Here is a 25,971-nt window from a genome sequence, read left to right as displayed (position 1 = left end):
TTCCGAGGGGAGGAATGCAACCATGAACATCATGCGCACTGCAATGCTGCTTGCCTTCATGACCGCCCTGTTCATGGCCGTTGGCTATCTCATCGGCGGCTCCGGCGGCATGATGATCGCGCTCGTGATGGCGGCCGGCATGAACCTTTTCAGCTACTGGAATTCGGACAAGATGGTGCTGCGGATGCACCACGCCGTAGAGGTCGATGAGCGCACCGCGCCCGAATATTACGGCATTGTCCGCGATCTTGCAGCACGCGCCAACCTGCCCATGCCGAAGGTGTATCTCATCGAGGCGGACCAGCCCAACGCCTTTGCCACCGGGCGCAACCCGCAGAATGCCGCTGTCGCCGCCAGTACCGGTCTCTTGCAGCGCCTGTCGCCGCAGGAGCTCGCGGCGGTGATGGCGCACGAACTCGCCCATGTCGAGCACCGCGATACGTTGACGATGACCATCACCGCGACACTCGCCGGTGCCATTTCGATGCTCGGCAATTTCGCCCTGTTCTTCGGCGGCGGCAACCGCGAGAATAATAACCCGCTCGGCTTCATTGGTATTTTGATCGCCATGATCGTCGCGCCGTTTGCCGCAATGATCGTGCAGATGGCGATCAGCCGGACACGGGAATACGCCGCCGACCGGCGCGGCGCACAAATCTGCGGCAATCCGCTGTGGCTCGCATCTGCCCTCAACAAGATTGCGCGCGGCGCCAAGCAGATTGTCAACGAGGATGCGGAGCGAAACCCAGCCTCGGCACCGCTTTTTATCATCAATCCCTTGAGCGGTCGTGGCACTGACAATCTGTTTTCCACGCATCCAAACACCGAAAATCGCATTGCGGCGCTGGAGGCCATGGCCTCGGAATTCACCCGGACCGAGGCGCCCGCGAAATCGGCGCGCGGTGTCGAACAGTCGCTCGACGATGAGGAACCGCGAGACGACCGTCCGACGCCGTGGGGCCGCAATGGCGCAAGCCGCAAAGGCCCTTGGGCATGAGCGCGGAACGGGCAGCCAAACGGAATTTCTCCAGAAAACAGCAAGTTACGGAATCTTTTGACGGGGAGGACAGGCCTGGCCTCGCCGCGCGTCAATGCGCAACACGTCTGCTGGGGGCTGTCATCGAGAAGCATACGTCGCTCGACGGCCTTACCGACAACAGTAACGGGCATCCCCAATATATGGCGCTCGACGACCGTGACCGCTCACTGGTGCGCGCCATTCTCGGGGCTGCGCTGCGCAATCGCGGCGCGATCGAAGCAGCTATCAGCCAGATGATCGACCGGCCGCTGCCGGAAAATGCGGTAGCCCTGAAGCATCTTTTGCACGTGGCGGCGGCACAAATCCTTTATCTCGACCTGCCGGATCGCGCCGCCGTCGATCTTGCCGTGACAGCGGCGAACGGCGACCCCCGCAACCGGCGCTTTGCGTCGATGGTGAATGCCGTCCTGCGGCGCCTGTCGCGGGAAAAGGAGACGTTCGCCAATCGGGCCGCAGTCAATGTTCCTTCATGGTTCGAGGCAAGTCTCGTTGCCGCTTATGGCAAGGAAAAGGCAGGCGCCATCCTTGAAATCCAGGCAAAGGAGCCAGCCGTCGATCTCACGGTCAAAGGCGACCCACAAGTGTGGGCCGAGCGTCTTGGCGGTCTCGCCCTGCCAACGGGCTCGGTTCGGCTTGCCAACATTGAAGGCGCCCTGACCAGCCTTCCGGGCTTTGCCGAGGGGGAGTGGTGGGTGCAGGATACGGCGGCGAGCCTCCCGGCAAAGCTCTTTGGCGACATTACCGGAAAACGTGTTGCCGATCTTTGCGCCGCGCCCGGCGGCAAGACCGCACAGCTTGCTTTGGCTGGCGCGAACGTGACCGCGCTCGATCTGTCCGCCAATCGCCTGAAGCGGCTACGCGCCAATCTCGAGCGCCTGCATTTCACTGCCGACACCGTCGAAGCAAATCTTGCGGCCTATGAACCGGCCGAGCCCTTCGATGCTGTCCTGCTCGACGCACCGTGCTCCTCGACGGGGACGGTACGACGCCATCCCGACGTTCCGTGGACTAAAAGTCCCGAAGAGATCGCCAAACTCGCCGCGCTTCAGGCCAAGCTCTTGGACCACGCTGTCACCCTCGTTCGGCCCGGCGGGACTATCGTGTTTTCCAACTGCTCTCTCGACCCCTCGGAAGGCGAAACGGTCGCAAGGCAACTGATTACCAAGAACCCCGCCATCGAACTGGTTCCTGTCGTCGCCGAAGAGATCGGTGGCCTCGCAGACCTCATCACGAAAGAAGGTTTTGTGCGCTCTACGCCCGCGGATCTTCCCAATGACGATGCGGCGCTGTCCGGCATGGATGGCTTCTTTGCGGCTCGTTTCCGGCGCAAATACTAAAATTTTAACTGTTTGACCGGATAGTTTAGGCTGTCGTCGACGATTCGAAGCAAAAATAATATGGTCGCGCTCAGCGAAACACCGCAATTGTGGGGACTAGCGACGGCGCAATTGTGGCGCCGTTTCCGCAGGCGCGTACGCATGGGCCCGCTCTACCGCTGGCGCTTTACCGGCTTTACGCCCGAGCGCGTGCTTATTGCCCCGCAGGATCTGCGCCCGGCCGATCCGCAAATTGCCGAAGAGTTTTACCATGGTCGCTTTGCCTTGGCCGGCAAGGTCGTCGAGACCGGCGGCCGCTCGCCGTTCCTCGTCGAGCCACCCAATGCCGCCTGGCAGGCGGCTCTGCACAATTTCGGCTGGCTCCGCCACTTGCGTGCGGCAGGCACGGACCTTGCCACCGCCAACGCCCGCGCCCTCCTCAGCGACTGGATCACCACGCATGGCCGTTCGGTCGCGGGGCCGGCATGGGTGCCGGAGGTCACGGCACAGCGCATCATCGCCTGGCTGCAGCATTCGAGCCTCATTCTGGCAGGCGCAGACCTGCGCGCCTATCGCCAGTTCATGCGCTCGCTCGCCGTCCAGGTCCGCTACTTGCGGACGATGGCGGCTGTCATGGATGACGGCGAAGAGAAACTGCGCGCCCGCATCGCGCTCGCGCTTGCGGCGCTTGCCCTGCCGGTAGCGTCAAGCACCAGCCGGTCGGCCCGTCGCAACCTCGAATATGAACTAACCCGCCAGATCCTCCCCGACGGCGGCCATATCTCGCGTAATCCCCTTATTATTCTCGAACTGCTCGCCGACCTTCTGCCGCTGCGCCAGACCTATGCCAGTGGCCAGGAGGCGCCGCCCAAAGCGCTGATCGAAGCCATCGAGCGGATGCTGCCGGCGCTGCGTTTTTTCCGCCATCATGACGGCAGCCTTGCCCTGTTCAACGGGGTTGGGGCCACCATGCCGGAACGGGTCATTGCCGTGCTCCGCCATGACGATATCGGCGGCCTACCGCTCATTCACGCGCCGCATTCGGGCTATGAGCGCCTTTCCATGGATTCGACGACGATCATTGCCGACACCGGTCTCGCACCGCCGGTCACTGCCTCGCGCGATGCCCACGCCGGCTGCTTGTCCTTCGAGATGTCATCGGGCCGCAACCGCTACATCGTCAATGCCGGCGTCGATCGCTATGGCCCGCCCGAATTTCGGCCGCTCGCCCGATCGACCGCCGCTCATTCGACGGCAACGCTCAACGACACGTCCTCCTGCCGCTTCAGCAATACCTCCGGACTCTCGAACATGATCGGAACGCCGATCATTGCCGGGCCCACCAGGGTAAATATCGAGCGTATAGAGCGGGAAGGCGCCGTCGGCTTCGTTGCCAACCACAATGGCTACGTTCGACCGTTCGGCATCTATCACGAACGTCAGATCGTGTTGTCGCACAATGGCAGCGTCATCGAAGGTATCGACAGCTTCTTTGCCGCCGGTCGCAATCCACTGCGTGATACTGGCGCCGAAAATGTCGTCGTGCGTTTTCACTTGCATCCCGCCGTCCACGTCTCTGTGGACGATAACGGCCTGATCATTCTTCAGGCGGAAAACGACGATATCTGGATGTTCTCGGCAACGGTGCAGCCCTTCGTCGAGGATTCACTGTTCTTTGCCGGGTTCCGCGGGCCCGTCAGGACCCGCCAGATCACGTTGTCCTTCAGTGCCGCCCAGCGGCCCGAAGTCGAGTGGCAGTTCACCCGCACAAGCCTCGGCGTTTAGAGTTCGGCCATCACCTGGCGAATAAGGCGTCCAAGACGGGCGATACCGGTATCGGCAACCTCTTCTGAAGCGAGCGAGAAGCTCAGGCGAATGGTATTTGCCCCGCTGCCGTCGGCGTGGAACGCCTGGCCTGGCACAAAGGCAACCCGCTCGGTTTCGATCGAACGGGCAAGGAGCTTCGCCCCGTCAATCCCTTCCGGCAAGGTGACCCAGATGAACATGCCGCCTTCAGGCTTCGTCCATGACACGCCTTCCGGCATATATCTTTCAAGCGCCGTCAGGACATGGTCGCGGCGCGCGCCATAGGTCGCGCGCAGGCGCTCGATCTGCGCGTCGTAAATATCGACGGCCGCATGATACATCGCCATCTGGTTGATTGTGGGACTGTGGAGGTCCGCCGCTTGCTTCATCAGAACTAGCTTGCGGATGACCGGCTTTGCTGCACAGACGAAACCGAGCCGCAATCCGGGCGACAGCGTCTTCGAGAACGTTCCGCAATAGATCGTGCGCGTTGCATCGATATCGCCCTTGCGCGCAATGTCGAGCGCGAGGATCGGCGGAACCGGCTCACCGTCATAGCGCAGCCCCTGATAGGCGGCGTCTTCGATGATGGGAATGTCGAGTTCGTCGGCAAGGTCGAGCAGGCGTTCACGACCGGCGCGATCCAGGGTTTCGCCGGCGGGATTGGAGAAATCCGGGTTGATATATGCGAATTTCGGGCGTCCGCCATTGCGAGCCGCCGTGTCCTGGTAACCGGCAGGCGTCATATTGCCCAACTCGGGCGTCAGCTGATCGTACTGAGGTTCGTATGCATTGAATGCCTGCAGTGCACCGAGATAGGTGGGGCTCGTCACCAAAGCGGTATCGGACGGCGAAAGGAAGAGCTTGCCAAGGTAGTCCAGGGCCTGCTGCGATCCCGATGTGATGACGATGTTATCGATGTCGCAGACGATGCCGAGCGCCGCTAGGCGTTTTGCGATCCACTCGCGCAAGGGCGCATAGCCTTCGCTGACCGAATATTGCAGCGCCGGGCCTGCCTGTCCGTCTGCGAGCGCCCGTTCGTAGGCTTTGCGAAATGCCTCGGTCGGGAACAACGCCGGATCCGGAATACCACCGGCAAAGGAAATGATGTCCGGCTGATCGAGCAGTTTCAGGAGTTCACGGATTTCCGAAGCGCGCATCCGGTTTGCACGCGTTGCGTATCTGGCTTCCCAGTTGCTCATTTTCTACTCGCTTGATTGCCTCTCGTGCCTGTGCGCCCGCCGTCCGGAAACTCCTCCTCGAACGTCGCATAAGCCCGGCGGATATGACGCCATCAAGCGAGATATGTCAATGTATCTGACCTAATTTCGCAGCAAGCCCGGCATAATTCCGGCAAATGCGCGATCCGAAGTAGGATTCCGCGAAGGCCTGTGTTAGAGCCGCCAAATCCACGCATCCACATTCTGCTAAGGACGAACTCCCATGGCCGTCGCCGCAAAATCATTTACACCGCCGAACCTTTTTCCCGTCCGTCGAGCGCTGCTTTCCGTTTCCGACAAGGCGGGCCTGACGGCCCTTGCCCACGCGCTGCACCGCCACGGCGTCGAGATCCTTTCCACCGGCGGCACGTCGAAAGCGATCGCGGCAGAGGGCATTCCGGTTCGCGACGTCTCCGATTTAACCGGCTTTCCCGAGATCATGGATGGACGCGTCAAGACTTTGCATCCAAAGGTGCATGGCGGTCTCCTGGCCGTGCGCGACGACCCGGAGCATGTCGAAGCGATGAAGACGCATGAGATAGGCGGGATCGACCTCGTCGTCATCAATCTCTATCCGTTCGAAGACGTACGCCATTCGGGCGCCGACTATGCGAATATCGTCGAGAACATCGATATTGGCGGGCCGGCAATGATACGCGCGGCTGCCAAGAACCATGCCTATGTCGGTGTGGTCACCGATCCCGGCGACTATGACATGGTGATCGCAATGCTCGACAAGCATGAAGGATCGCTGCCCTACTCGTTCCGTCAAAGTCTCGCGGCCAAGGCCTATGCCCGCACCGCAACCTATGACGCCGCGATTTCCGGATGGTTCGCCGAAGCCTTGATGACGGAGACGCCATCCCGCCGCGCGATCGGCGGTCACCTGCATTCGGTGATGCGCTATGGTGAAAACCCGCACCAGTCCGCGGGCTTCTACCTGACCGGCGAAAAGCGTCCGGGCGTTGCAACCGCGACGCAGCTCCAGGGCAAGCAGCTCTCCTATAACAATATCAACGACACCGATGCCGCCTTCGAGCTCGTCGCCGAGTTCGACCCGGCCCGCACTGCGGCAGTCGCGATTATCAAGCATGCCAATCCATGCGGCGTCGCCGAAGGGGCGACGTTGAAGGAGGCTTACCTCAAGGCGCTGGCCTGCGATCCCGTGTCTGCCTTTGGCGGAATCGTCGCCTTGAACCGCACGCTCGACGCCGAGGCTGCCGAGGAGATCGTCAAGATCTTCACCGAGGTCATTATTGCTCCCGACGCAACCCCGGAGGCGCAGGAAATCGTGGCGGCGAAGAAAAACCTGCGCCTGCTGGTAACCGGCGGACTGCCCGATCCCCGTGCGTCCGGCATCAGCGCCAAGACGGTGGCTGGCGGCATACTCGTCCAGTCGCGCGACAGCGGCGTGGTGGACGACCTCGAGTTGAAGGTCGTGACCAAGCGTGCACCCACCGAAACCGAGATGGCTGATCTCAAGCTCGCCTTCCGCATCGCCAAGCACGTCAAATCCAATGCCATTGTCTACGTCAAGGATGGTGCTGCAGTCGGCATTGGCGCGGGGCAGATGAGCCGTGTCGACAGCGCCCGCATTGCCGCCCGCAAGGCCGAGGATGCCGCTGAAGCTGCAGGCATCGAAACGCCCCTCACCAAGGGTTCCGTGGTTGCCTCCGATGCCTTCTTCCCCTTTGCCGATGGTTTGCTCTCAGCCGTCGCCGCGGGAGCGACCGCTGTCATTCAGCCGGGCGGATCGATGCGCGATGATGACGTCATCGCCGCAGCTGATGAGCACGGCATCGCCATGGTGTTTACCGGGATGCGTCACTTCCGGCACTAGAGCAAATCTAGTTAGGTAGAACCTCTGGGCATTGCGGCCGGATAGGGCGTTCGCACGAGAATCGCCAATCCGCCCAGAAGGAAAACGATGATGGTCGCCATGCCAAGGCGCGGCGACCCGCTTAACGCGGTTACCGTCGCCACGAGGAAGGGCGCAAGGAAACTCGTCGCCCGACCCGAGAGCGCATAGATGCCGAAATAGCGGCCGGCTTCTTCGACTGAAACACTCCGCGCCATATATGACCGCGACGAAGCCTGGACCGGGCCGAACGCAACACCGATGAGGAGGCCGAAGCAGATATAGGCCTTCTCGGCAGGTGTACCGAACAGGCCGCCGCTATCAGCGCCGGGAAGCGGTATAAAACCGAAGAGCGTATAGCCCGGCCCGGTCGAAACAATCCCGATCGTGGCGATCACAAGGACGATGAGCGACGCCACCACAACCGTCTTCGAGCCGAGCGTCGTGTCGAGCCTGCTTGCTGCAAGACAACCGAAGATGGCGACGACGTTAAGGATGATGCCGAAAATGCCGATTTCGGCGGTAGCCCAACCGAACATCGTCGCGGCGAAGGCGCCGCCAAGCACGACGAGGGCATTCACCCCGTCCTGATAGATCATCCGCCCGACCAGGAAGCGGAGAATGCCAGGGCGCTGGCGCACCTCAGCCAAGGTCGAACGCAAACGCGCAAGCCCGGAGGCAATGGCGGGGCGGATGGGTAAGCCGCGCGCGCCATCAGGCGTGAAGAAGAACATCGGCAGCACGAAGACAAGGTACCACAAGGCGGCGAGCGGTCCGGTTGCGCGGTCGCCCTCGCCGGCTGAGGGGTCGAGCCCAAAAATCGGTTGCAGGCCGAGCATGGTCTTGCCCGTTTCCGGCGACCCGGCCATGAAGGCAACGACGAAGATCAGCGCGATCATGCCACCGAGATAGCCGAGGCCCCACGCAATGTTGGATATACGGCCGATGTCCTTCGGCGCAACGAGGCGGGGCATCATGGAATCGTTGAACACGATCGAAAATTCCGCCGCAATCGAGGCAAGCGAAAAGAAGATGAGCGGCATGATCAGGCCCGAGCCCGGCGCCGCGAACCATAGCATGACGAGGCAGGTGATCTTGATGACGGCGAAGAAGGCGATCCACGGCTTGCGCCTGCCGGTCTCGTCGGCGATGGAGCCGAGCACAGGCGACAGCACGGCGATGAACAGGCCGGATACCGCGATGGCATAGCCCCAGGCAGCCTGCCCCAATGCCGGATCGCTCGCCATGCGCGAGACGAAATACGGCCCGAAGATGAAGGTGGCGACGACCGTGAAGAACGGCTGCGCCGCCCAGTCGAACAGCATCCACCCCCATATGCCGGCTTTGGTCGAGACACTTGTTTCGCTGGTCAGCGGGGAGGCGGTCACTGGCACGCCCCTCCGCCCCGCCTGAAGCTTCCCCCACAAGCGGCGAAAGCGGGCTTCATCAAGACTGGCGCCATTTTGCCTCCAGGCATTTTGTAGCCGTGACCGCAACTCCCTCCCCTTCGGGGGAGGTCACCGCGAAGCAGCGGAGTGGGGAAATTTTGAGGAAGCTTATCCCAGGCCCGGATTAGTTCAAGCATTCCCCTCCCCGGACCTTCGGCCCGCCCTCCCCAAGGGAGAGGGCAAGGGGCTACCACGACTACGACAAATCCGAAAGCAGGCCGGCAGCTACGGCGAGCCGCGATACGGTCAAATCACCGCTCTCGACGATGTTCGCCATGCGCTGTCGCACTTCGTCGACACGCGCGCCACGGCTGGTCAGCCAATCCTTGGCCGGATCAGCGTTCTTGCCGTGCCGGCTGAGCGCTGCGACGGCGATACCGCGCCGCGCCTGCGAGATCAAATCCGTCGCGCGGGCAAGCGCCAGGCCGTCATAGTAGTCGGCAACGGAAACCCCACGCGCGGCGTCTTCGATACGGCCGATGCGGAACGCCTCGGAAATATCGAAATAGGCCTTGCCGGCAGTGGCTATGTCGATATTCGCCTGCTGCGCCACCGCCGCTATATCAGGAATGATCGGCGCGACGGACAGGCGTGCCAATTGCGCGGCAAGAGCCGGTGGTGCACCGAGCGCCGCATTGCTGGCGGTGTCGTCGCGGATCAACCCCAGCATGGAGGCTGGCAACAGCTTCTCTAGTCTTGGCTGCAGCGCGTCACGGGCTTTCTTGATCTCATCGATCGCCGTCGCGAGACTGGCCCCTGCGGTGCCATTCCGTAGAACCCATGCGGTCGTCCAGTTCAGCATCTGCGCCACCTTGGCGTAGAAACCGTTCTGTGTGTCCCCTGCCACGGCATTGTCGAGGGCGTCAATCGCGGCAAAGACACTGTCGAGCGAGAAGCCGTCACGCACAATGACATAGGCGCGCACGATCTCCGGCCCGGAACGGCCTGTAAGATCGGACAGCCGGCTAACGAAGGTCGGGCCGCCACGATTGATGATATCGTTTGCGAGCTGCGTTGCGATGATTTCCCGCCGCAGACGATGCGTATGCAGCTCATCGGCAAATCCCGATTGCATTTGCTTCGGAAAATAATCCATCAGCTCGCGATCGAGATAAGGATCGTCGGGCAGGGTGCTTGCCAACAACTGATCTGATAGCACGATCTTCGCATAGGCAAGCAGGACGCCGAGTTCGGCGCGCGTCAAAGGTATGCCATCGACTTGCCGTTCGGCGAGGGCCTTGTCATCGGGCAAGGTCTCGACCTTGCGGCTCAGAAGCTTTCGCGCCTCGAGGTCGCCGATGAAGCGGGCCTGATAGGCGAGATCGGCCAGGCCGCGCCGCTGCGCCAGCGAGAGAGCCAGGGTCTGCAGATAGTTGTTGCGCAAGACGAGGTCTGCAACCTCTGCTGTCATCGATTCCAGAATCTTGTCGCGCTGATCGCGCTTGAGCTTGCCGGCGCGCATGGCCTGCGCCAGGGCGATCTTGATATTCACCTCCACGTCCGAGGTGTTGACGCCAGCGGAATTGTCGATCGCATCGGAATTGCAGCGTCCGCCAAGCAGGCCGAACTCGATGCGGCCCTTCTGCGTGACGCCGAGATTGGCGCCTTCGCCGATGACCTTGGCCCTGACATCGCTGCCGGTGATGCGGATCGCGTCATTGGCGCGGTCGCCGACTTCCGCATCGCTCTCTCCCCACGAACGGACATAGGTGCCGATGCCGCCGAACCACAGGAGATCAACCGGTGCCTTGAGAATCGCGGTCATGATCTCGTAAGGCGTTGCCGTCGTCTTGGCGAGGCCGATGGCCTTCGCGGCTTCCTTGGACAGCGTGATCGACTTCAGCGAGCGCGAGAATACGCCCCCGCCCGCCGAAATTTTCGACTTGTCGAAATCCTGCCAGCTCGACCGCGGCAGGTTAAAGAGGCGCTGCCGCTCCTTGAGCGTCGCCTTGATGTCCGGCTCCGGATCGATGAAAATATCGCGGTGGTCGAAGGCGGCAATCAGCCTTGTCTGTGGCGACAGCAGCATGCCATTGCCAAAGACGTCGCCCGACATGTCGCCGACGCCGACCACGGTGAACGGGGTTTTCTGGATATCAGTTCCGATTTCGCGGAAATGGCGCTTGACCGCTTCCCAGGCGCCGCGCGCGGTAATGCCCATCTTCTTGTGGTCGTAGCCGGCCGAGCCGCCCGAAGCAAAGGCATCGTCGAGCCAGAAATCATGCGCCTGGCTGATCGCATTGGCGGTATCCGAGAATGTCGCCGTGCCTTTGTCCGCGGCAACGACGAAATAAGGATCGTCGCCATCGCGCCGCACCATGTCGGCCGGCGGCACGACGGTCTCGCCGTTCAGATTGTCGGTGACCGACAGCAGCGTAGAAATGAACGTGATATAGGCAGCGCGGCCGGCCTCGAAGATGGCGTTTCGATCGCCGCCCGTGGGCAGGCGCTTGGGATAGAAACCGCCCTTGGCGCCGACGGGCACGATGACCGCATTCTTGACCTGCTGCGCCTTAACGAGACCCAGAACTTCCGTGCGGTAATCCTGGGCGCGGTCTGACCAGCGAAGCCCGCCGCGGGCAACGGGCCCGAAGCGCAGATGCACGCCTTCGACTTCCGGCCCATAGACGAAGATCTCGCGGTAGGGACGGGGCTCCGGCAACTCGTCGAGTGCACGCGGATCGAGTTTGAAGGCGAGAGATGCGCGTTCGCTGCCATCCTCCTCTGGCGAGAAGGCATTGGTGCGGAGCGTCGATTCGATGAGATTGAGGTAGCGGCGCAGTATCCGGTCATCGTCGAGGCTCGGAACGCCTTGCAAGGCTTCCTCGATGGCCGCACGGATCGCAGCCTCCTTACGCTCCGATTGCGCGCCCTTGGCCTTGGCCGGGCTTAGCCGTTGCTCGAAGAGATCGTAAAGCTGACGCGCGATCGCAGGGTACCGATTGAGCGTGATTGCGATGAAATCCTGCGAATAGGGAATGCCCGCCTGCTGCAGGTAGCGCCCATAAGCGCGCAGGATAATGATCTGCCGCGCCGTGAGTTGGCCGCTCAGCGCCAGTCCATTATAGCCGTCATTGTCGGAGGCGCCGCTCCAGATGTTGCGGAAGACGTCCTCGAACAGGGCGCCACTGTCGCGCAGATCGATGGCCGCGCCCGAAGTGCTGACGAGTTCCATGTCGTGAACGTAGAGCGGGCTGGCATCCGCCGCAGGCAAGGCGAATGTCTGCTCGCTGATGACGCGGAAGCCCATGTTTTCGAGCAGCGGAACACGCTGCGACAGGGCAACAGCCGAGCCATAATGATAGATCTTCAGCGATGCTGCATGGGGCCCGTCGGTGCGGTGGCGGTAGAAATCGACGAAGAGCGGATTGCTGCGTGAGAGACCAGCAATTCGGCTCGCATCGACGAGCGCCTCATCCGCGGAAAAGTTCTCACGGTAAGAATCGGGGAAGGCTGCCGCCAGCGCAGTATATTGCGACGTACCCGTACGGTCGCCAACCTCGGCGACGGCATCGTCCCAGGTACGAACGATGGCGCGGACGCCTTCTTCCAGCATCTCACGCTTGACCTTTGGAAAATCGTCCTCGGCATGACCAATGATGAAGTGGACGCGTGCGAGATTGCCTTCCGGGAAAGCGGGATAATAGGCCGAGACATGCCCCTCATAGAGCGCGGCGAAGTAAGCGCCCATTTTTTCGCGCACGACGGAATCGTAGCGTTCGCGCGGAACGAAGACGATGATCGACGCAAAGCGGCCGAAGGGATCGACACGCGGCAGGACCCGCACGCGCGGCCGCTCGCCGAGCGCTAGAATGATCTCCGCATAGCGCGTCAACGTCTTGACGTCGATCTGGAACAGGTCGTCGCGCGGATAGCCTTCGAGAACGTTGAGCAGCGCCTTGCCCGAATGGTCTTCGCGATTGAACCCGAGGCGGCTGATGACCGCTTCCGTCTTTGACCGCAGATAGGGGATTTTCAGTACCGAACGCGTATAGGCGCCGGAGGTAAAGAGACCGACGAAGCGAAGTTCGCCGGTGATCCGCCCCTCCGCATCGAAGGTCTTGACGCCGATATAGTCCATATAGCCGCGGCGATGCACCAGCGACTTCGTGTTCGCCTTGGTAACGATCAAAAGCTCGGGGCCGGTGAGGAAGGCGATGATCTGCGGCGTCGTGGTGACGCCCTGATTGCCGCGCTTCAACACGCGGACATCGGGGTCGCCGAGGATGCCAAGTCCTGTCTTGCGGGAGCGTTCGAGCTCGCCCTGGTTATTATCACCGAGGTAGTCGTATTCGCGCACGCCGAGGAACGTGAAATTGTCGTCACGCAGCCATTCGAGGAAAGAGACCGCTTCGTCGATCGCAGCCTTTTTCATCGGCAGCTTTCCGGTCTTGTAGGCATCGATCGCTTCGCCGAGACGGTCGAGCATCGGCCTCCAGTCGCGTACGGCCTCCCGCACCTGTTTCAGCACCGTCGTGAGTGCTGCATGCATGATTTCCCGCGACGGTCCGTCGAGCGCGGGCACGTGGATCTGCATGACGCTGACGCGCGCCACATCCTTGCCTGGCTTGTCGGGTCCTGCCGGGCCAATCGCCTTGTTCGTCTTCGCATCGACATCCATGACGGGGTGCATGACGAGGTAAACAGCGTTCGCCCTGTCGCTTATTTCACCAAGAACGGAATCGAGGAGGAAAGGCATATTGTCGTTGATCAACGTGATCACAGTGACCGGACGGCCATCGCGATAGACAAGCGACCCCTCGCTTACATCGATGATAGACTGACCGCTCTTAAAACGAGAGAGTGCCTCCTCGGCAAGTTTCGCCGAAGTCTGGATTGCGCTTCTATCGTAGCCGGCAAGGTCTTCATCTGGCGCTCGGGCAAAGAGCAACTCTTCGAACAGACCAGCGTCAATCTTCTTGTCTTTGGCCTTGGGTGATTTGGGCTTCGGGGCGGCGTTTCGGTCCAATGCAGTCTGTGAAGCCATCAAAATTCCCCCCTCATTGCGTATTTTGCATGATCATAGCCATTCGGAAGCCGTTTTCGACCCCAAACTGCACCGACGCGGTGAAAATCGTATGACACGCAAGAAAATTACAATTCGACCAGATGGTCATCCAGTTCGTTGATGTCGCCGGGCCTCCCCGGGAAATGTTCTTCCAGGAGCAGGCCTGCCTTTTTGATGGCCATGAGGAATCCGCCGGGTAATTCGTCCCTGCCGGCATGGTCGATCAGAATCGCAACGATATCGTTCCATTCCTGCTGCCCCACCTTGGCGTTGATGCCGGCGTCGGCAACGACCTCCGCATATCGTTCCGCCAGCGAAACAAACAGCAGTACGCCGGTGCGCTTCGTGGTGAGGTGAACATTGCGTGCCAGGAATTGCTGGGAGGCATTGAGGTGGGCGCGGCGATAACGAATATGTTTCGGCACGAGCCACATGTGGAGATCCGGCAGCAGCCGCAACACAAGCAGGGCGGTGACAAGGGCCGACAGGATCGCCAAGCCGAAGACCGGCAGAGTAATCGTATACCAGAACCAATGGGCCGCGACTGCAACGAGCACAGCGGCGAACAATATCCCGCAGGCGACCATGAAGCCGGCAACGAAGAAATAGCTGTCGCTGCGCCGCGCCAGAACTGCATAGATTTCGCCACTTGTCCGGCTCTCCGCCTCGCGAATTGCCGCAGCAATATTGGCATGATCGGCTTCGTTCATTACCTGCATGGCCTACCAGCTCCCCGATGCGCCGCCGCCGCCGGAGGACCCGCCACCCCCGGAGAAGCCGCCGCCACCGCCGCCGCCCGACGACCAGCCACCACCGCCTCCGGTCCAGCCGCCTCCTCCGCCTGACCACCCACCGCCCGATCGCCCGCGGGTGCGATTGTCAAAGCGCATGCCGAGCCATTCGTACTGGCCGGGGCCGATCTTGCGACCAAATGCCGGGGCAAGCACAGCGGTGGCGAAACCGCCGAAAAAGATGAGAGCCCAGATGATTATGAAAATTACAAAGAACCAGTCGATATCGGACGTCGGCTCCTTGATATTGCGCTTGGCCCGCGCCTCGACCTCGGCCTTATCGCCGGAGAGCACGGTCAGTATGTCATCGACACCGCGCGCGATGCCTCCGGAATAGTCGCCTGAACGAAAGCCGGGTATGATCGCGTTTTCGATGATCAGCTTGGAAAGAAGGTCGGTCAGCGTGCCCTCAAGTCCATATCCGACTTCGATGCGCACCTTGCGATCGTTCGGGGCGACGACGAGAAGAACACCATTGTTCTCCTGCTTTTGTCCGATCGCCCAGGAGCGGTAGAGCCGATTGGCATATGGTTCGATCTCTTCCCCGTCGAGACTTGGCACGGTGACGACCACCACCTGGTCGGAGGACTTTGCCTCGTAAGCCGCGAGCTTTTCTGTAATTGCGGCGCGGGTCGCAGTGTCGATGATGTTGGCGTCATCAACGACGCGCCCGGTCAGCGCCGGAAGTTCGGCGGCAAAAGCGCAAACCGATAGAAATGCCAGAAGAACTGCCGCGCAAAAGAGCTGCAGCGCCGGTCGAATACGTTTCACCTCACGCAACTCCCGGGAGCATATGCGCGTGGCAGCAGCGACTGCAAACATCACACAAGCCCTTCTTTCCGGCTGATGCCTAGAACTTCACCTGCGGCGTCTGCTTTGCGGAGTCGTCGATCGTGAAGGTCTGGTAAGGCTCGTTGCCGCGGAACCAGATCCAGCTCCAGATCATGGTCGGCATGGTCTTGAGCGAGGTGTTGTAGACGCGCACGGCCTCGATATAGTCGCGGCGGGCAATGGCAATGCGGTTTTCCGTCCCCTCAAGTTGCGATTGCAGGGCGAGAAAGTTCTGGTTCGACTTCAGGTCGGGATAGTTTTCGACGACGGCAAGCAAGCGTGACAAGGCGCCGGTCAGGTTCGCCTGGTTGTCCTGGAAGGCCTTAAAGGCGTTGGGATCCGTCAGTGTTTCCGGCGTAACCTGTACCTGGGTCGCCTTGGCGCGCGCCTCGACGACGGAGGTCAGCACATCCTTTTCCTGGGCCGCATAGCCCTTGACTGTCTCGACCAGATTGGGAATGAGATCGGCACGGCGCTGGTATTGGTTGAGCACCTCGCTCCAGGCAGCCTTCGCCCGTTCCTCATTGGTCGGGATGACGTTGAATCCACAGGCCGAAAGCAGCGGCAGGAGAAACGCCACGGCGAGAACGGTGAGCGCACGGCGCGGCATCGCGACTGAAGGCAAATATTGCATCGAAAATCATCTCCCAAAATACGGATACACGGGGCCGGCGGCATCAAAACGAAGCAATGCGAGCCTAGACATTTTTTTCTGCAAAAGGAACTGGCAAAGCGCTATGCTGATTTGCCTTGGAATCGAATGGATGCCTCATGCCCGAACAGAACGACAATCGGCGGCCGGATACTGAATCGAGACGGATTCTTGAGCGTATCGAGCGTGAGACCGCGGTTCATGGCAACGCCATCGTCGGCCGCGCGAAGCGCCATTTTTCTGCACAGGATGCTGACGCCGCCGACCCGATCGAAGTCTGGGGCACGCGCATCGGCCGCCTGCTGGGATTGCTAGTATTAATCGCAATGTTTATTTGGTTGATTGTCTCCATATCCGGAAAGGGATGACGTTCGGCGCTACCGCCGACCCTTTCTTTCCAATTCCCTCGCACGAGTATTTTCAATGACCGGTTCTGCTGTTTCCTCCAACGCTGTCATCGTCATTTCGAGCCACGTCGTTCGTGGCGCCGTGGGCAATCGTGGCGCAGTTTTTGCGCTGGAAACCCTCGGCCATCCGGTCTGGGCGGTGCCTACGGTCATTCTTCCGTGGCATCCCGGCCACGGGCCCGCCAAGCGCATCGTGCCGGAGCCCCAACAATTCGACGACCTCATTGCCGATCTCGAGCGCGCGCCTTGGCTCGACGAGGTCAGCGCCATCATGACCGGCTATCTTGGCCATGCTTCGCAAGCCGCGAGCGTTGCGCGGCTGGTAAAGACGATCAAGGCACGCAGGAAATCGGTGCGCTATCTTTGCGATCCGGTTATCGGCGACGAGAAAGGCCTTTATGTTCCCGAAGCGACGGCGACAGCCATTCGCGACGAACTGATGCCGCTCGCCGATATCGCTACACCGAACCGTTTCGAACTCGCATGGCTTGCGGGGGCGGATCTTCCTGACAACAAGGCGATCATGCAGGCGGCCCTGCATGCGGGGCCGGGCACCATGCTCGTCACCTCTGCCCATCCGATGATCGCGGGCGGCACCGGCAATCTGCTGGTGACGCATTCGCTGGCCCTGCTCGCCGAGCATCGCCTCGTCAACGGTCCGACCAATGGCCTTGGCGACCTGACGTCCGCGCTTTTCCTCGCAAGGACGCTGTCTGGCCTCGAACCCGAGCAGGTCTTGCAGCGAACCACCGCATCGGTGTTCGAGATCATGGCACGCGCTGCCAAGCGCGGCGCCGACGAATTGATGCTGGAAGCGGATGCCTCAAGTCTATCCACGCCAATGGCCATGACGCAGATGCGCCGACTTGTGCACCCGAGCAAAGGCATCCGGGCTTGAGCGCGATCTTACACCTGAAGACCAATTGATCTTCGCGATGATGAGGACTACAGCAAAGCCATGACCCTGCTTCCCGATAAACTTCTTACCGGCTATCGCAACTTCATGGCGCATCGCTATGCCAATGAGACGTTGCGCTACAGGCAGCTTGCCGAAAAAGGTCAAACCCCCGAGACGCTCGTCATCGCCTGCTGCGACTCCCGTTCGGCGCCTGAGATCATCTTCGACACCGCGCCGGGCGAGATCTTCGTGGTGCGCAATGTCGCCAATCTGGTGCCGCCGTATGAACCGGATGGCGAGTATCACTCAACATCCGCCGCGCTTGAATTTGCAGTGCAAAGCCTCAAGGTCAAAAATATCGTCGTCCTCGGCCATGGCCGCTGTGGCGGCATCAAGGCGGCGCTCGATCCTTCCAGCGAGCCCTTGTCGCCCGGCGATTTCATCGGGAAATGGATGAGCCTGGTTGCGCCGGCGGCCGAAGCCATTTCCGCCAACGAGCTCATGACGACGCTGGAACGCCAGACCGCGCTGGAACGTATCTCGATCCGTTACTCCCTGCAAAATTTGCGCAGTTTCCCCTGCATCGACATTCTGGAGAAGAAGGGGCGGCTAACGCTCCACGGCGCATGGTTCGATATTTCGACTGGCGAACTCTGGATCATGAATCCCGAAACCGGCGACTTCGTTCGCCCCGACCCTGAAGAGGTCGGCGCGCCAACCCTGGAGTAGGCCCTTCGATGTTGGCGCGGCTTGTTCTTGCTTTCGCCTTCATCGTTTCGCTGAGTTTTGCTGGCCGCGCGGCAGATAGGCATGAACAGCTGGTCGAACAGTGGTATTCAGCCCTTGCAACCGCCGACCACGCCATGTTCGACAAGCTCCTGGCCGACGATGCAAGGGTGATCCTCGAAGACATAGACTCGATCCAGACGAAGGACGAGTTTCTTGGAAGCCTCGACGAATGGAAGAACGCGGTGCATGGCGCGACCCTGCGCCACCGGATCGCCAGCGCCGGCAACGGGACGGTCACCGTCTTCGTCTGCTATCAATTCCCGAGCAATTCTACCTACATGCGCGAAATCTTCAGTTTCCGCGGCGAGAAGATCATCGAGAGCGCACAGAGTTCAGTCGGCGAGGCCTGCGAAGGGTTCGAATGACAAAGGCCGGCGCGATGGGCACCGGCCTTGAAATTTAGTCTGACGCGAGGCCGGCTATTCGCCGTCGATCTTCGCGCCAATGATTGCGATTGCCTGCTGATAGACGCTTGCCGCGTTCCAGCCCTGGATTGCAGCGAAATTAGCCTGCCCTGGCTGATAGCCAGCGCCTGTCTGCCAGCCATGGCCGCGCAGGAAATTTGCTGTCGAGGCCAGCGCATCCGCCTTGGATCGCAGGTCGATGCGGCCGTTGCCATCGCCGTCGACGCCGTAGCGAAGGACGTTGAGCGGCAGGAACTGGGTCTGCCCGATCTCGCCGTGCATGGCTCCGACGGAATTGGACGAGAGCGTTCCCTGATCGACCAGCTTCAACGCAGCATTCAGCTGCTCGCGGAAATATTCCGGGCGGCGGCAGTCGAAGGCAAGCGTCGTCACGGCGGAAAGGGTATTCTGGTTACCCATGAAGCTGCCGAAACCGGTCTCCATGCCCCAGATTGCGATCAACGGGCCGGCCGGAACGCCGAACCGGCGCTCGATGCTGGCGAACAAAGCGGCGTTTTGCGCCTTCTGCGTGCGCCCACGCGATATAATGGTCTGACTGCCGCGCACCTGCATGAACTTGTCGAGCGAATATTTGAAGCTCTTCTGGTTGCGGTCGGCATTGATGGTCTTGCTCGCATAGGAAACGCCATCGAGCGCACTGATGCCCCTGCTGCCAATTCCTTGCGCCTGCGCTTGCTGCTTGTAGGCCTGGACCCATTCCTGAAATCCGGCGGAGTTGTTTCCGCAGGAGGGAGCGGCCTGTGCAGCGCCCGCCATCAAGAGGAGGCCGGCCGTTGCGACCGCAAAAAATCTGCTTTTGGCAACAGATGCCATGAAGATCTCCTTAAAAGTTGAATCGTGGTTGGCCCTATCTGCCATTTTTCTGCAACCGTGTCATCCGGCAGAATCGCGCGCCTTAATGTTAAAAGGACGCAATTTTACCAAGGTCGTTGTCAATTTCGCAAAAATCGCCCCCTGCCCATGTGACGACAGACATTGGGGCCACAACCGAGAGTCGGCATTCGCGCATGCATCAAGCCCTGGCTCCCCGCCCATCATTAGAGAGAAAGGGTTACGGCTGGTGGTCTGCAAGGTTTTCGATTAGGCTTCCATCATAATTTTTGTATATACGATAATCATTGACCAGAAGTGATTTCATGACTAGGTTTGAGTGGGATCCCGAAAAGGCAAAACGCAATTTAAGCAAACATGGCGTGCGCTTTTCTCTTGTGCTGGAGTTTCAGTTTGAGACTTGCAAAGAATGGCTCGATGATCGCGATGATTACGGCGAGGAGCGCATCAGGGCGATCGGTCTGATCGGTACGGGCCTTTACGTCCTTATTTATGCGATGCGCAAAGATAGTATCCGCGTAATTTCATTACGTAGAGCAACCCGGAAGGAAGCGAATGAGTATGTCAGTTCATAAACGCAAAACCTGGAGCAAGGAGGAGGCGATTGCTTTGGCCCTGGCACACCGTGACTCCCTGACCGACGAAGAAGATTCCAAGCTGACGAAGGCGGCTCTCGACGATCCCGATACGGCTTTGGCCGGGGTGCTAACAAAGCGCCGACCCGGCAGGCCCGTGGCGGAAGTCACCAAGACGCCGGTTTCGATCCGCCTCAGCCCCGATGTCCTCGACCACTACCGGTCCACCGGACCAGGCTGGCAGGGCCGCATCGACGATGCCTTGCGCAAGGCTGCCGGCCTCAAGAAGCGGGCGTGAACCGTCCCTGACGCGCGCAGCCTTGACTCCCGGGGCAAATTCCTGTTTAAGCCGCGCATCAATCCGCGACGAGTCTGGAACTCCGAGCAGCCGACCGGGGCCCCGCAAGGGTTCGACGATCCCGGAGGTCAACACCCGACAGCGCCATGCGCCCTCGGGTGCCTTTTTGCTTTGAGCCATTGGCCAGGGCGCGGTTTGTGCCTACCTTTCGCGGAAACAGGTCCCTGGAAGGAAGAAGGAAAAACTGGATGTTCGAGAGCTTACAGGAACGACTAGGTTCGATATTGAACGGCCTGACCGGTCGCGGCGCGCTGTCGGAAGCCGACGTCGCAGCGGCTTTGCGCGAAGTGCGCCGGGCCCTGCTCGAAGCCGATGTTGCGCTTGATGTCGTGCGTTCCTTCACCGACAAGGTGCGTGCGAAAGCTGTCGGCGCCGAAGTCCTGAAAAGCATCAAGCCCGGCCAGATGGTGGTCAAGATCGTCCATGACGAGCTGGTCAGCATGCTTGGCGAGGAAGGCGTTTCCATCGATCTCAACGCGCCCGCGCCTGTCGTCATCATGATGGTCGGCCTGCAGGGCTCGGGCAAGACCACGACCACCGGCAAGATCGGCAAGCGCCTGACTGAGCGCGCGCGCAAGAAAGTGCTGCTCGCCTCTCTCGATACGCGCCGTCCGGCCGCTCAGGAACAGTTGCGCCAGCTTGGCGTGCAGACCGGCGTAGATACGCTGCCGATCATCGCCGGCCAGTCGCCGGTTGAGATCGCCGCTCGCGCCGTTCAGGCAGCGAAACTTGGCGGCCACGATGTCGTCATCCTCGACACGGCCGGCCGCACCCATATTGACGAGCCTTTGATGGTCGAGATGGCCGACATCAAGAAGAAGGCCAGTCCTCATGAAATCCTTCTCGTCGCAGATGCGCTGACCGGTCAGGACGCCGTCAACCTTGCTCGTTCATTCGATGAGCGCGTCGGCATCACCGGGCTCGTCCTTACCCGCATGGACGGCGATGGCCGCGGCGGCGCGGCATTGTCCATGCGTGCCGTCACCGGCAAGCCGATCAAGCTGATCGCCACCGGCGAAAAGATGGACGCGCTGGAGGAATTCTACCCGCGCCGCATCGCCGACCGCATCCTTGGCATGGGCGACATCGTTTCGCTGGTCGAGAAGGCTGCTGAAAACATCGACGCGGAAAAAGCCGCGGCGATGGCCAAGAAGATGCAGTCCGGCAAGTTCGATCTCAACGATCTTGCCGACCAGATCGGCCAGATGCAGAAGCTCGGCGGCATGGGCGGCATCATGGGCATGATGCCCGGGATGGGCAAGATGAAGGACCAGATGGCCGCCGCTGGTCTCGACGATTCCATTTTCAAGCGCCAGCTTGCGATCATCTCTTCGATGACCGCGGCCGAGCGCAGCAATCCCGACATGCTCAAGCATTCGCGCAAGCAGCGCATCGCCAAGGGTTCCGGGACCAGTGCCGCTGACATCAACAAGCTTTTGAAGATGCATCGCCAGATGGCCGACATGATGAAGGCCATGGGCGGCAAGGGCAAAGGCGGCATCATGAAACAGATGATGGGCGGTCTCGGCGCCAAGATGGGCCTTGGCGGTCTCGGCGGGATGGGCGGCATGCCTGACCTCTCCAAGATGGACCCGAAACAGCTCGAGGCCCTGCAGAAGCAGGCGGAAGCCGCCGGCTTCGGCAAGGGCGGCGGTCTGCCTGGCGGGCTCGGCGGTTTGCCGGGTGGACTTGGCGGCATGGGTGGCATGGGCGGAATGCCGCGCCTGCCAGGGCTTGGTGGTGGTTTGCCCGGCCTTCCGAAGAAGAAAGGATAATCATGTCCTCATCATCCCTCCCGAAGGAACTCATCGATCTGCGCGCTTCCATCGACAACATTGATGCGGCGCTTATCCACATGCTTGCCGAACGCTTTCGCTGCACCAAGGCAGTCGGCGTCCTGAAAGCAAAGAACGGTCTTGCTCCGGCCGATCCGGCCAGGGAGAGGCGGCAGGTCGAACGCCTGCGTGCCCTCGCCCAGCAAGCCGATCTCGACCCCGATTTTGCCGAGAAGTTCCTGAACTTCATCGTCAAGGAAGTGATCAGACATCACGAAACAACGGCCGCCGAGGAAAACGGCGCCCCATCTAACACCTAAGGAGAATACAATGTCACTGAAAATCCGTCTGGCCCGCGCAGGGTCGAAGAAGCGTCCTTACTACCACGTCGTCGTTGCTGACGTTCGCGCCCCGCGCGACGGCCGCTTCATCGAGAACGTCGGCGCCTGGAACCCGATGCTCCCCAAGGACGGCGATCGCATCAAGCTGAATGAAGAACGCATCCAGTATTGGATCGGCCATGGCGCACAGCCGACCGATCGTGTCCTGCGTTTCCTCGATCAGGCCGGTATCGCCAAGCGCGACGCGCGCAGCAACCCTGAAAAGGCTGTTCCAGGCAAGAAGGCGCAGGAACGCGTTGCCCTTGCCAAGCAGGCTGAAGAAGATGCGAAGGCTAAGGCCGCTGCGGAAGCTGAAGCCGCCAAGGCCGCTGCCGAAGCTCCGGCTGAGGAAGCTGCTGCCAGCGAATAAGCTGTCACGCTGCAGTCTCATTGGAAACGGGTGGCTCTGGCCGCCCGTTTTCTTTTTGGCCCGCGATAATTTCACGCGCCTGCAAAAAAACCGAAACAATCCCGGTGCACAAGAGGCGGGTTAGCCAGCCAATTGCAAGCCAAGGGAACAGTTTCATGTCGAATCGATTTGCCTACACCCGCCGCAGTTTTCTCACGTCTTCCGGGGCTTTGGCCCTGACCGCTGCTTCCGGCCTTTCCTGTCCGGCAATTTCACGCGCCGCGTCGCGCCCGGTTTTCACGCACGGTGTCCAGTCCGGTGACGTCGATTCCGCAACGGGCATGATCTGGACGCGAACCGATCGCCCGTCCCGGATCAACATCGAAGTTTCGACTACGGAAAGCTTTGCAGATTCTGTCCGCCTGCCACCGCTCAATGCGCTTCCCGATACTGACTTTGCCGCCAAGCAACTCCTTACCGATCTTGCCTCCGACCAGGAGGTTTTTTACCGCCTTACTGCAGTCGATCTTAACGATCTCAACGGCGTATCCGAACCGATTGTCGGCCGTTTCAAGACCGCGCCGATGTCAAAGCGCAACATTCGCTTTGCGTGGTCGGGCGACACGGTCGGTCAAGGTTGGGGCATCGATGAAACGGGCATGAAGACCTATGCGTCGATCGCCAAGCACCAGCCGGACTTCTTCCTGCATTCGGGCGACACAATCTACGCCGACGGGCCCCTCGTTGAGGAAGTCGATCTGAAGGATGGTACCAAGTGGAAGAACCGCGTCGTAACCGACGAGAAGCGGAAAGTAGCCGAGACACTCGACGAATATCGCGGCCAATGGAAATACAATCTGCTTGACGACCATGTACGGGCGCTGAACACCGTTTGCCCAACGTTTTTTCAATGGGACGACCATGAGGTGACCAACAACTGGTCGTCCTCGAAGAACCTTGCCGCAGACGATCGTTACAAGGAGAAATCTATTGCGCTGCTGTCGGCGCGCGCGGCTCGTGCCTTTCACGAGATGACGCCCATCCGCTATACGCCTGCGGAGCCGGGCCGGGTGTATCGCAAGATTGCCTACGGGCCCTTGCTCGACGTCTTCTTCCTCGACCTGCGTTCCTATCGCGGCCCGAATGGACCCGACATGGAAGAGGCGATTACCCCGGAATCGTCAATTCTCGGCGAACGGCAGCTGCGGTGGCTCAAGCGCGAGTTGCTCAATTCGAAAGCGACGTGGAAGATCATTGCTTCTGATATGCCGCTCGGGGTTATCGTCTGGGACAATGCGAAGGACAAGAAGGGCGCTGAGGCAGTCGCCAATGGCGATAATGGTCCGGCCAAGGGTCGCGAACTCGAAATTGCCGATCTGCTGCGCTTCATCAAGACCGCTGGCATCAACAACACCGTCTGGTTGACGGCCGACGTACACTACACCGCCGCGCATTACTATAATCCCGACAAGGCGCAATTTCAGGACTTCGCCCCTTTCTGGGAGTTCATTTCGGGCCCCATCCATGCCGGAACCTTCGGACCGAACGACCTCGACCAGACTTTTGGACCCGAGCTCAAATTCATCAAGGCACCGACTGCCGAGCAAGGTCAGAACGTGCCGCCCTCTGCCGGCCTCCAGTTCTTCGGGCTAGTCGATATCGAGGGCGCCAGCCAGCAACTCACGGTACGCCTGATGGACCGTGAGGATGTCGAGCTTTACAAGATCACGCTCGACCCTGTTTTCTCATCTTAGGGCTAACCAGCGCCGGCTATCAGCGAATCCCAGGCCGCCATGGCGGCCTGGGCGGTGCGCATCAGCGTCTCGCGCGACGCGCCGTCGCGGGCGGTGATCGACATGCCATGCTGGACAGTCGCGTAGAACTCGGCAATCTGATCGCAATCGACGCTTGACGGTAATTCGCCCTCGCTTATGGCGCGCTCCAGCCGGCCGCGCAGTTTGACAACGTTGCCGAGGCGTTGTTCCTTCAAAAGAGCGCAGGCCGGTTCCGATCCGCGTTCGCCGTGAAGCGCGCCAAGAACGACAAGGCAGCCGTGCGGCTGGTCGGGCTGCGAAAAGGCGACCGCCGTTTCTTTGAGAAAATTAGCAAAGCCTTCACGCGCCGTGGGCGCTTCCAGGGCCTCCCAGATCTCCAGCCCCACATTCCTTTGGTAAAGTTCAAGCGCCTGCTCGAACAACCCGGCCTTGCTGCCGAAGGCGGCGTAGAGACTAGGCGCGTTGATCTCCATCACCTCGGTAAGGTCGGTCATGGAGGCGCCTTCGTAGCCGCGCGACCAGAATAGCTCCATGGCGCGAGCCAGGGCCTCTTCCCTGTCGAATGAGCGCGGACGTCCGCGTGGCGGCATCGTTCAGAACCTTTCTGTAGTGATCAATATATAAATTGCTTGACGGTAGAGCGCAAGCATTATAGGTATTTATGTATCGACTATTACATAAAGGAAAGATTGCATGTCCCGTCTCGACAACAAAGTCGCTTTCGTCACCGGTGGTAGTCGCGGAATTGGCGCTGCGATCGCGCTGAAACTAGCGGAGGATGGTGCCGATATCGCCCTTACCTATACCAGCAGCGCGCAGAAGGCCGAGGCTGTAGTCAATTCAATCGAGGCCCTCGGACGCAAGGCAATCGCCATCAAGGCGGACAATCTTGACGCCGCTGCCGTCGAGGCTGCTGTCCAGGAAGCGCACGCCCGGTTTGGGCGGCTCGATATCCTGGTGAACAGCGCCGGCGTCTTCTCGGTGGACCAGATCGAAACGGCGAGCCTTGCGGAGTTCGACCGCGTCATGTCCATCCATGTCCGTGCCAGCTTCGTCGCCTCCAAAACGGCCGCAGCCCTGATGAGTGCCGGTGGACGCATCGTGTCGATCGGCAGCAATCTCGGTGAGCGTGTGCCGTTTACGGGGCTCAGCATCTATGCCACCAGCAAGGCCGCACTTACGGGCCTGACGAAAGCGCTGGCGCGAGACCTTGGCCCGAAGGAGATCACCGTCAATATCGTCCAGGCCGGCTCCACCGATACGGACATGAACCCGGCCGACGGCGATCATGCCGACGCCCAGCGCGCCCTCATGGCCATTCCGCGCTTCGGCAGGGCTCAGGATATTGCCGGGGTCGTCGCCTTTCTTTCCGGCGAGGAAGGTCGCTTCATCACCGGCGCATCGCTGACCGTCGACGGCGGCACCAACATCTGATCGTGC

At 60.6% G+C, this 25,971-nt stretch carries 23 protein-coding genes; 15 read left to right on the top strand and 8 right to left on the bottom strand.

Translation table 11 applies throughout. The annotated features are described in order from the left end of the window. Positions 1 to 22 precede the first annotated feature (22 nt). The 3 genes from htpX to BR48_RS0109380 are packed head-to-tail and all read left to right on the top strand — an operon-like array spanning position 23 to position 4,140. On the top strand, positions 23 to 997 hold the full coding sequence (htpX, locus tag BR48_RS0109390; protein WP_027231068.1) for a zinc metalloprotease HtpX: 975 nt from the start codon (positions 23 to 25) through the stop codon (positions 995 to 997). Beyond that, positions 994 to 2,376, top strand: a complete 1,383-nt coding sequence (locus tag BR48_RS0109385; protein ID WP_027231067.1) for an RsmB/NOP family class I SAM-dependent RNA methyltransferase — start codon at positions 994 to 996, stop codon at positions 2,374 to 2,376. Before htpX ends, BR48_RS0109385 begins: the two co-directional genes overlap by 4 nt. 60 nt (positions 2,377 to 2,436) lie before the next feature. Further along, entirely contained in the window at positions 2,437 to 4,140 is a 1,704-nt protein-coding gene (locus BR48_RS0109380) for a heparinase II/III family protein (RefSeq protein ID WP_027231066.1), read from the top strand. Here the strand turns inward: BR48_RS0109380 and BR48_RS0109375 are convergent. Then, positions 4,137 to 5,363, bottom strand: coding sequence for a PLP-dependent aminotransferase family protein (locus BR48_RS0109375; RefSeq protein ID WP_027231065.1), 1,227 nt, complete (start codon positions 5,361 to 5,363; stop codon positions 4,137 to 4,139). The genes BR48_RS0109380 and BR48_RS0109375 overlap by 4 nt on opposite strands. A gap of 241 nt (positions 5,364 to 5,604) precedes the next feature. On the opposite strand from BR48_RS0109375, the gene purH reads away from it, so the two are divergent. Next, a complete protein-coding gene (gene purH / locus BR48_RS0109370) occupies positions 5,605 to 7,221 on the top strand; it encodes a bifunctional phosphoribosylaminoimidazolecarboxamide formyltransferase/IMP cyclohydrolase (protein ID WP_027231064.1) in 1,617 nt (538 codons plus the stop codon). Positions 7,222 to 7,232: 11 nt separating this feature from the next. Here the strand turns inward: purH and BR48_RS24200 are convergent, their stop codons facing one another. The 5 genes from BR48_RS24200 to BR48_RS0109345 all read right to left on the bottom strand — a co-directional run bounded on the left by BR48_RS24200 (position 7,233) and on the right by BR48_RS0109345 (position 15,927). Continuing rightward, positions 7,233 to 8,564: an MFS transporter gene (locus tag BR48_RS24200; protein ID WP_197030348.1), complete on the bottom strand. Its 1,332-nt coding sequence runs from the start codon at positions 8,562 to 8,564 to the stop codon at positions 7,233 to 7,235. A 319-nt stretch (positions 8,565 to 8,883) separates the two neighbouring features. After that, positions 8,884 to 13,674 (bottom strand): NAD-glutamate dehydrogenase, encoded by a 4,791-nt coding sequence (locus BR48_RS0109360; RefSeq protein WP_027231063.1) that lies wholly within the window; start codon positions 13,672 to 13,674, stop codon positions 8,884 to 8,886. Positions 13,675 to 13,781: 107 nt separating this feature from the next. Then, complete coding sequence (locus BR48_RS0109355) at positions 13,782 to 14,414, bottom strand: TPM domain-containing protein (protein WP_027231062.1); 633 nt, start codon at positions 14,412 to 14,414, stop codon at positions 13,782 to 13,784. 3 nt (positions 14,415 to 14,417) lie between these two features. Then, positions 14,418 to 15,209, bottom strand: a complete 792-nt coding sequence (locus tag BR48_RS0109350) for a YgcG family protein (protein ID WP_245273414.1) — start codon at positions 15,207 to 15,209, stop codon at positions 14,418 to 14,420. A gap of 127 nt (positions 15,210 to 15,336) precedes the next feature. After that, the gene (locus tag BR48_RS0109345; protein WP_027231060.1) at positions 15,337 to 15,927 is read right to left on the bottom strand and encodes a LemA family protein; all 591 of its coding nucleotides are present in this window, start codon (positions 15,925 to 15,927) and stop codon (positions 15,337 to 15,339) included. Positions 15,928 to 16,088: 161 nt separating this feature from the next. On the opposite strand from BR48_RS0109345, the gene BR48_RS0109340 reads away from it, so the two are divergent. From BR48_RS0109340 to BR48_RS0109325, 4 genes are read left to right on the top strand one after another with little or no spacing between them, the layout of a single operon-like run. Next, the gene (locus BR48_RS0109340) at positions 16,089 to 16,337 is read left to right on the top strand and encodes a hypothetical protein (protein ID WP_027231059.1); all 249 of its coding nucleotides are present in this window, start codon (positions 16,089 to 16,091) and stop codon (positions 16,335 to 16,337) included. Positions 16,338 to 16,392: 55 nt separating this feature from the next. Further along, the gene (gene pdxY, locus BR48_RS0109335; RefSeq protein WP_027231058.1) at positions 16,393 to 17,274 is read left to right on the top strand and encodes a pyridoxal kinase PdxY; all 882 of its coding nucleotides are present in this window, start codon (positions 16,393 to 16,395) and stop codon (positions 17,272 to 17,274) included. 60 nt (positions 17,275 to 17,334) lie between these two features. After that, on the top strand, positions 17,335 to 18,003 hold the full coding sequence (locus tag BR48_RS0109330) for a carbonic anhydrase (protein ID WP_027231057.1): 669 nt from the start codon (positions 17,335 to 17,337) through the stop codon (positions 18,001 to 18,003). An 8-nt stretch (positions 18,004 to 18,011) separates the two neighbouring features. Then, on the top strand, positions 18,012 to 18,428 hold the full coding sequence (locus BR48_RS0109325) for a DUF4440 domain-containing protein (RefSeq protein WP_036813606.1): 417 nt from the start codon (positions 18,012 to 18,014) through the stop codon (positions 18,426 to 18,428). Between the two features lie 54 nt (positions 18,429 to 18,482). On the opposite strand, the gene BR48_RS0109320 is transcribed toward BR48_RS0109325, so the two are convergent. Continuing rightward, on the bottom strand, positions 18,483 to 19,301 hold the full coding sequence (locus tag BR48_RS0109320) for a lytic transglycosylase domain-containing protein (RefSeq protein WP_027231055.1): 819 nt from the start codon (positions 19,299 to 19,301) through the stop codon (positions 18,483 to 18,485). Between the two features lie 323 nt (positions 19,302 to 19,624). Between BR48_RS0109320 and BR48_RS0109315 the strand changes: the two genes are divergently transcribed. The 6 genes from BR48_RS0109315 to BR48_RS0109290 all read left to right on the top strand — a co-directional run bounded on the left by BR48_RS0109315 (position 19,625) and on the right by BR48_RS0109290 (position 24,510). After that, the gene (locus BR48_RS0109315) at positions 19,625 to 19,894 is read left to right on the top strand and encodes a BrnT family toxin (protein ID WP_027231054.1); all 270 of its coding nucleotides are present in this window, start codon (positions 19,625 to 19,627) and stop codon (positions 19,892 to 19,894) included. Further along, on the top strand, positions 19,881 to 20,192 hold the full coding sequence (locus tag BR48_RS0109310; protein WP_027231053.1) for a BrnA antitoxin family protein: 312 nt from the start codon (positions 19,881 to 19,883) through the stop codon (positions 20,190 to 20,192). The genes BR48_RS0109315 and BR48_RS0109310 overlap by 14 nt, the downstream gene beginning before the upstream one ends. A 248-nt stretch (positions 20,193 to 20,440) precedes the next feature. Next, positions 20,441 to 22,027 carry a signal recognition particle protein gene (ffh, locus tag BR48_RS0109305; RefSeq protein ID WP_027231052.1) on the top strand — a complete coding sequence of 529 codons (1,587 nt, stop codon included), beginning with the start codon at positions 20,441 to 20,443 and terminating at the stop codon, positions 22,025 to 22,027. A gap of 2 nt (positions 22,028 to 22,029) precedes the next feature. After that, positions 22,030 to 22,347, top strand: coding sequence for a chorismate mutase (locus tag BR48_RS0109300; protein ID WP_027231051.1), 318 nt, complete (start codon positions 22,030 to 22,032; stop codon positions 22,345 to 22,347). A 10-nt stretch (positions 22,348 to 22,357) separates the two neighbouring features. After that, positions 22,358 to 22,777 (top strand): 30S ribosomal protein S16, encoded by a 420-nt coding sequence (rpsP, locus tag BR48_RS0109295; RefSeq protein WP_027231050.1) that lies wholly within the window; start codon positions 22,358 to 22,360, stop codon positions 22,775 to 22,777. 155 nt (positions 22,778 to 22,932) lie between these two features. Then, on the top strand, positions 22,933 to 24,510 hold the full coding sequence (locus tag BR48_RS0109290; protein ID WP_027231049.1) for an alkaline phosphatase: 1,578 nt from the start codon (positions 22,933 to 22,935) through the stop codon (positions 24,508 to 24,510). Positions 24,511 to 24,512: 2 nt separating this feature from the next. Here BR48_RS0109290 and BR48_RS0109285 read toward each other — a convergent pair whose 3' ends face one another. Further along, the gene (locus BR48_RS0109285) at positions 24,513 to 25,121 is read right to left on the bottom strand and encodes a TetR/AcrR family transcriptional regulator (RefSeq protein ID WP_027231048.1); all 609 of its coding nucleotides are present in this window, start codon (positions 25,119 to 25,121) and stop codon (positions 24,513 to 24,515) included. A gap of 103 nt (positions 25,122 to 25,224) precedes the next feature. On the opposite strand from BR48_RS0109285, the gene BR48_RS0109280 reads away from it, so the two are divergent. Next, positions 25,225 to 25,965 carry an SDR family oxidoreductase gene (locus BR48_RS0109280; protein ID WP_027231047.1) on the top strand — a complete coding sequence of 247 codons (741 nt, stop codon included), beginning with the start codon at positions 25,225 to 25,227 and terminating at the stop codon, positions 25,963 to 25,965. Positions 25,966 to 25,971: the final 6 nt, after the last annotated feature.

It is taken from the genome of Phyllobacterium sp. UNC302MFCol5.2 (assembly GCF_000686005.1).
GTDB classification, from domain to species: Bacteria; Pseudomonadota; Alphaproteobacteria; order Rhizobiales; family Rhizobiaceae; genus Phyllobacterium; species Phyllobacterium pellucidum.
This window is presented reverse-complemented; position numbering and strand designations above follow the sequence as displayed.

Excerpts from the sequence above, each read along its gene's own strand:
- htpX (WP_027231068.1), top strand. The coding sequence starts at position 23 with ATGAACATCATGCGCACTGCAATGCTGCTTGCCTTCATGACCGCCCTG.
- BR48_RS0109385 (WP_027231067.1), top strand. The coding sequence starts at position 994 with ATGAGCGCGGAACGGGCAGCCAAACGGAATTTCTCCAGAAAACAGCAA.
- BR48_RS0109380 (WP_027231066.1), top strand. The coding sequence starts at position 2,437 with ATGGTCGCGCTCAGCGAAACACCGCAATTGTGGGGACTAGCGACGGCG.
- BR48_RS0109375 (WP_027231065.1), bottom strand. The coding sequence starts at position 5,363 with ATGAGCAACTGGGAAGCCAGATACGCAACGCGTGCAAACCGGATGCGC.
- purH (WP_027231064.1), top strand. The coding sequence starts at position 5,605 with ATGGCCGTCGCCGCAAAATCATTTACACCGCCGAACCTTTTTCCCGTC.
- BR48_RS24200 (WP_197030348.1), bottom strand. The coding sequence starts at position 8,564 with ATGCTGTTCGACTGGGCGGCGCAGCCGTTCTTCACGGTCGTCGCCACC.
- BR48_RS0109360 (WP_027231063.1), bottom strand. The coding sequence starts at position 13,674 with ATGGCTTCACAGACTGCATTGGACCGAAACGCCGCCCCGAAGCCCAAA.
- BR48_RS0109355 (WP_027231062.1), bottom strand. The coding sequence starts at position 14,414 with ATGCAGGTAATGAACGAAGCCGATCATGCCAATATTGCTGCGGCAATT.
- BR48_RS0109345 (WP_027231060.1), bottom strand. The coding sequence starts at position 15,927 with ATGCCGCGCCGTGCGCTCACCGTTCTCGCCGTGGCGTTTCTCCTGCCG.
- BR48_RS0109340 (WP_027231059.1), top strand. The coding sequence starts at position 16,089 with ATGCCCGAACAGAACGACAATCGGCGGCCGGATACTGAATCGAGACGG.
- pdxY (WP_027231058.1), top strand. The coding sequence starts at position 16,393 with ATGACCGGTTCTGCTGTTTCCTCCAACGCTGTCATCGTCATTTCGAGC.
- BR48_RS0109330 (WP_027231057.1), top strand. The coding sequence starts at position 17,335 with ATGACCCTGCTTCCCGATAAACTTCTTACCGGCTATCGCAACTTCATG.
- BR48_RS0109325 (WP_036813606.1), top strand. The coding sequence starts at position 18,012 with ATGTTGGCGCGGCTTGTTCTTGCTTTCGCCTTCATCGTTTCGCTGAGT.
- BR48_RS0109320 (WP_027231055.1), bottom strand. The coding sequence starts at position 19,301 with ATGGCATCTGTTGCCAAAAGCAGATTTTTTGCGGTCGCAACGGCCGGC.
- BR48_RS0109315 (WP_027231054.1), top strand. The coding sequence starts at position 19,625 with ATGACTAGGTTTGAGTGGGATCCCGAAAAGGCAAAACGCAATTTAAGC.
- BR48_RS0109310 (WP_027231053.1), top strand. The coding sequence starts at position 19,881 with ATGTCAGTTCATAAACGCAAAACCTGGAGCAAGGAGGAGGCGATTGCT.
- ffh (WP_027231052.1), top strand. The coding sequence starts at position 20,441 with ATGTTCGAGAGCTTACAGGAACGACTAGGTTCGATATTGAACGGCCTG.
- BR48_RS0109300 (WP_027231051.1), top strand. The coding sequence starts at position 22,030 with ATGTCCTCATCATCCCTCCCGAAGGAACTCATCGATCTGCGCGCTTCC.
- rpsP (WP_027231050.1), top strand. The coding sequence starts at position 22,358 with ATGTCACTGAAAATCCGTCTGGCCCGCGCAGGGTCGAAGAAGCGTCCT.
- BR48_RS0109290 (WP_027231049.1), top strand. The coding sequence starts at position 22,933 with ATGTCGAATCGATTTGCCTACACCCGCCGCAGTTTTCTCACGTCTTCC.
- BR48_RS0109285 (WP_027231048.1), bottom strand. The coding sequence starts at position 25,121 with ATGCCGCCACGCGGACGTCCGCGCTCATTCGACAGGGAAGAGGCCCTG.
- BR48_RS0109280 (WP_027231047.1), top strand. The coding sequence starts at position 25,225 with ATGTCCCGTCTCGACAACAAAGTCGCTTTCGTCACCGGTGGTAGTCGC.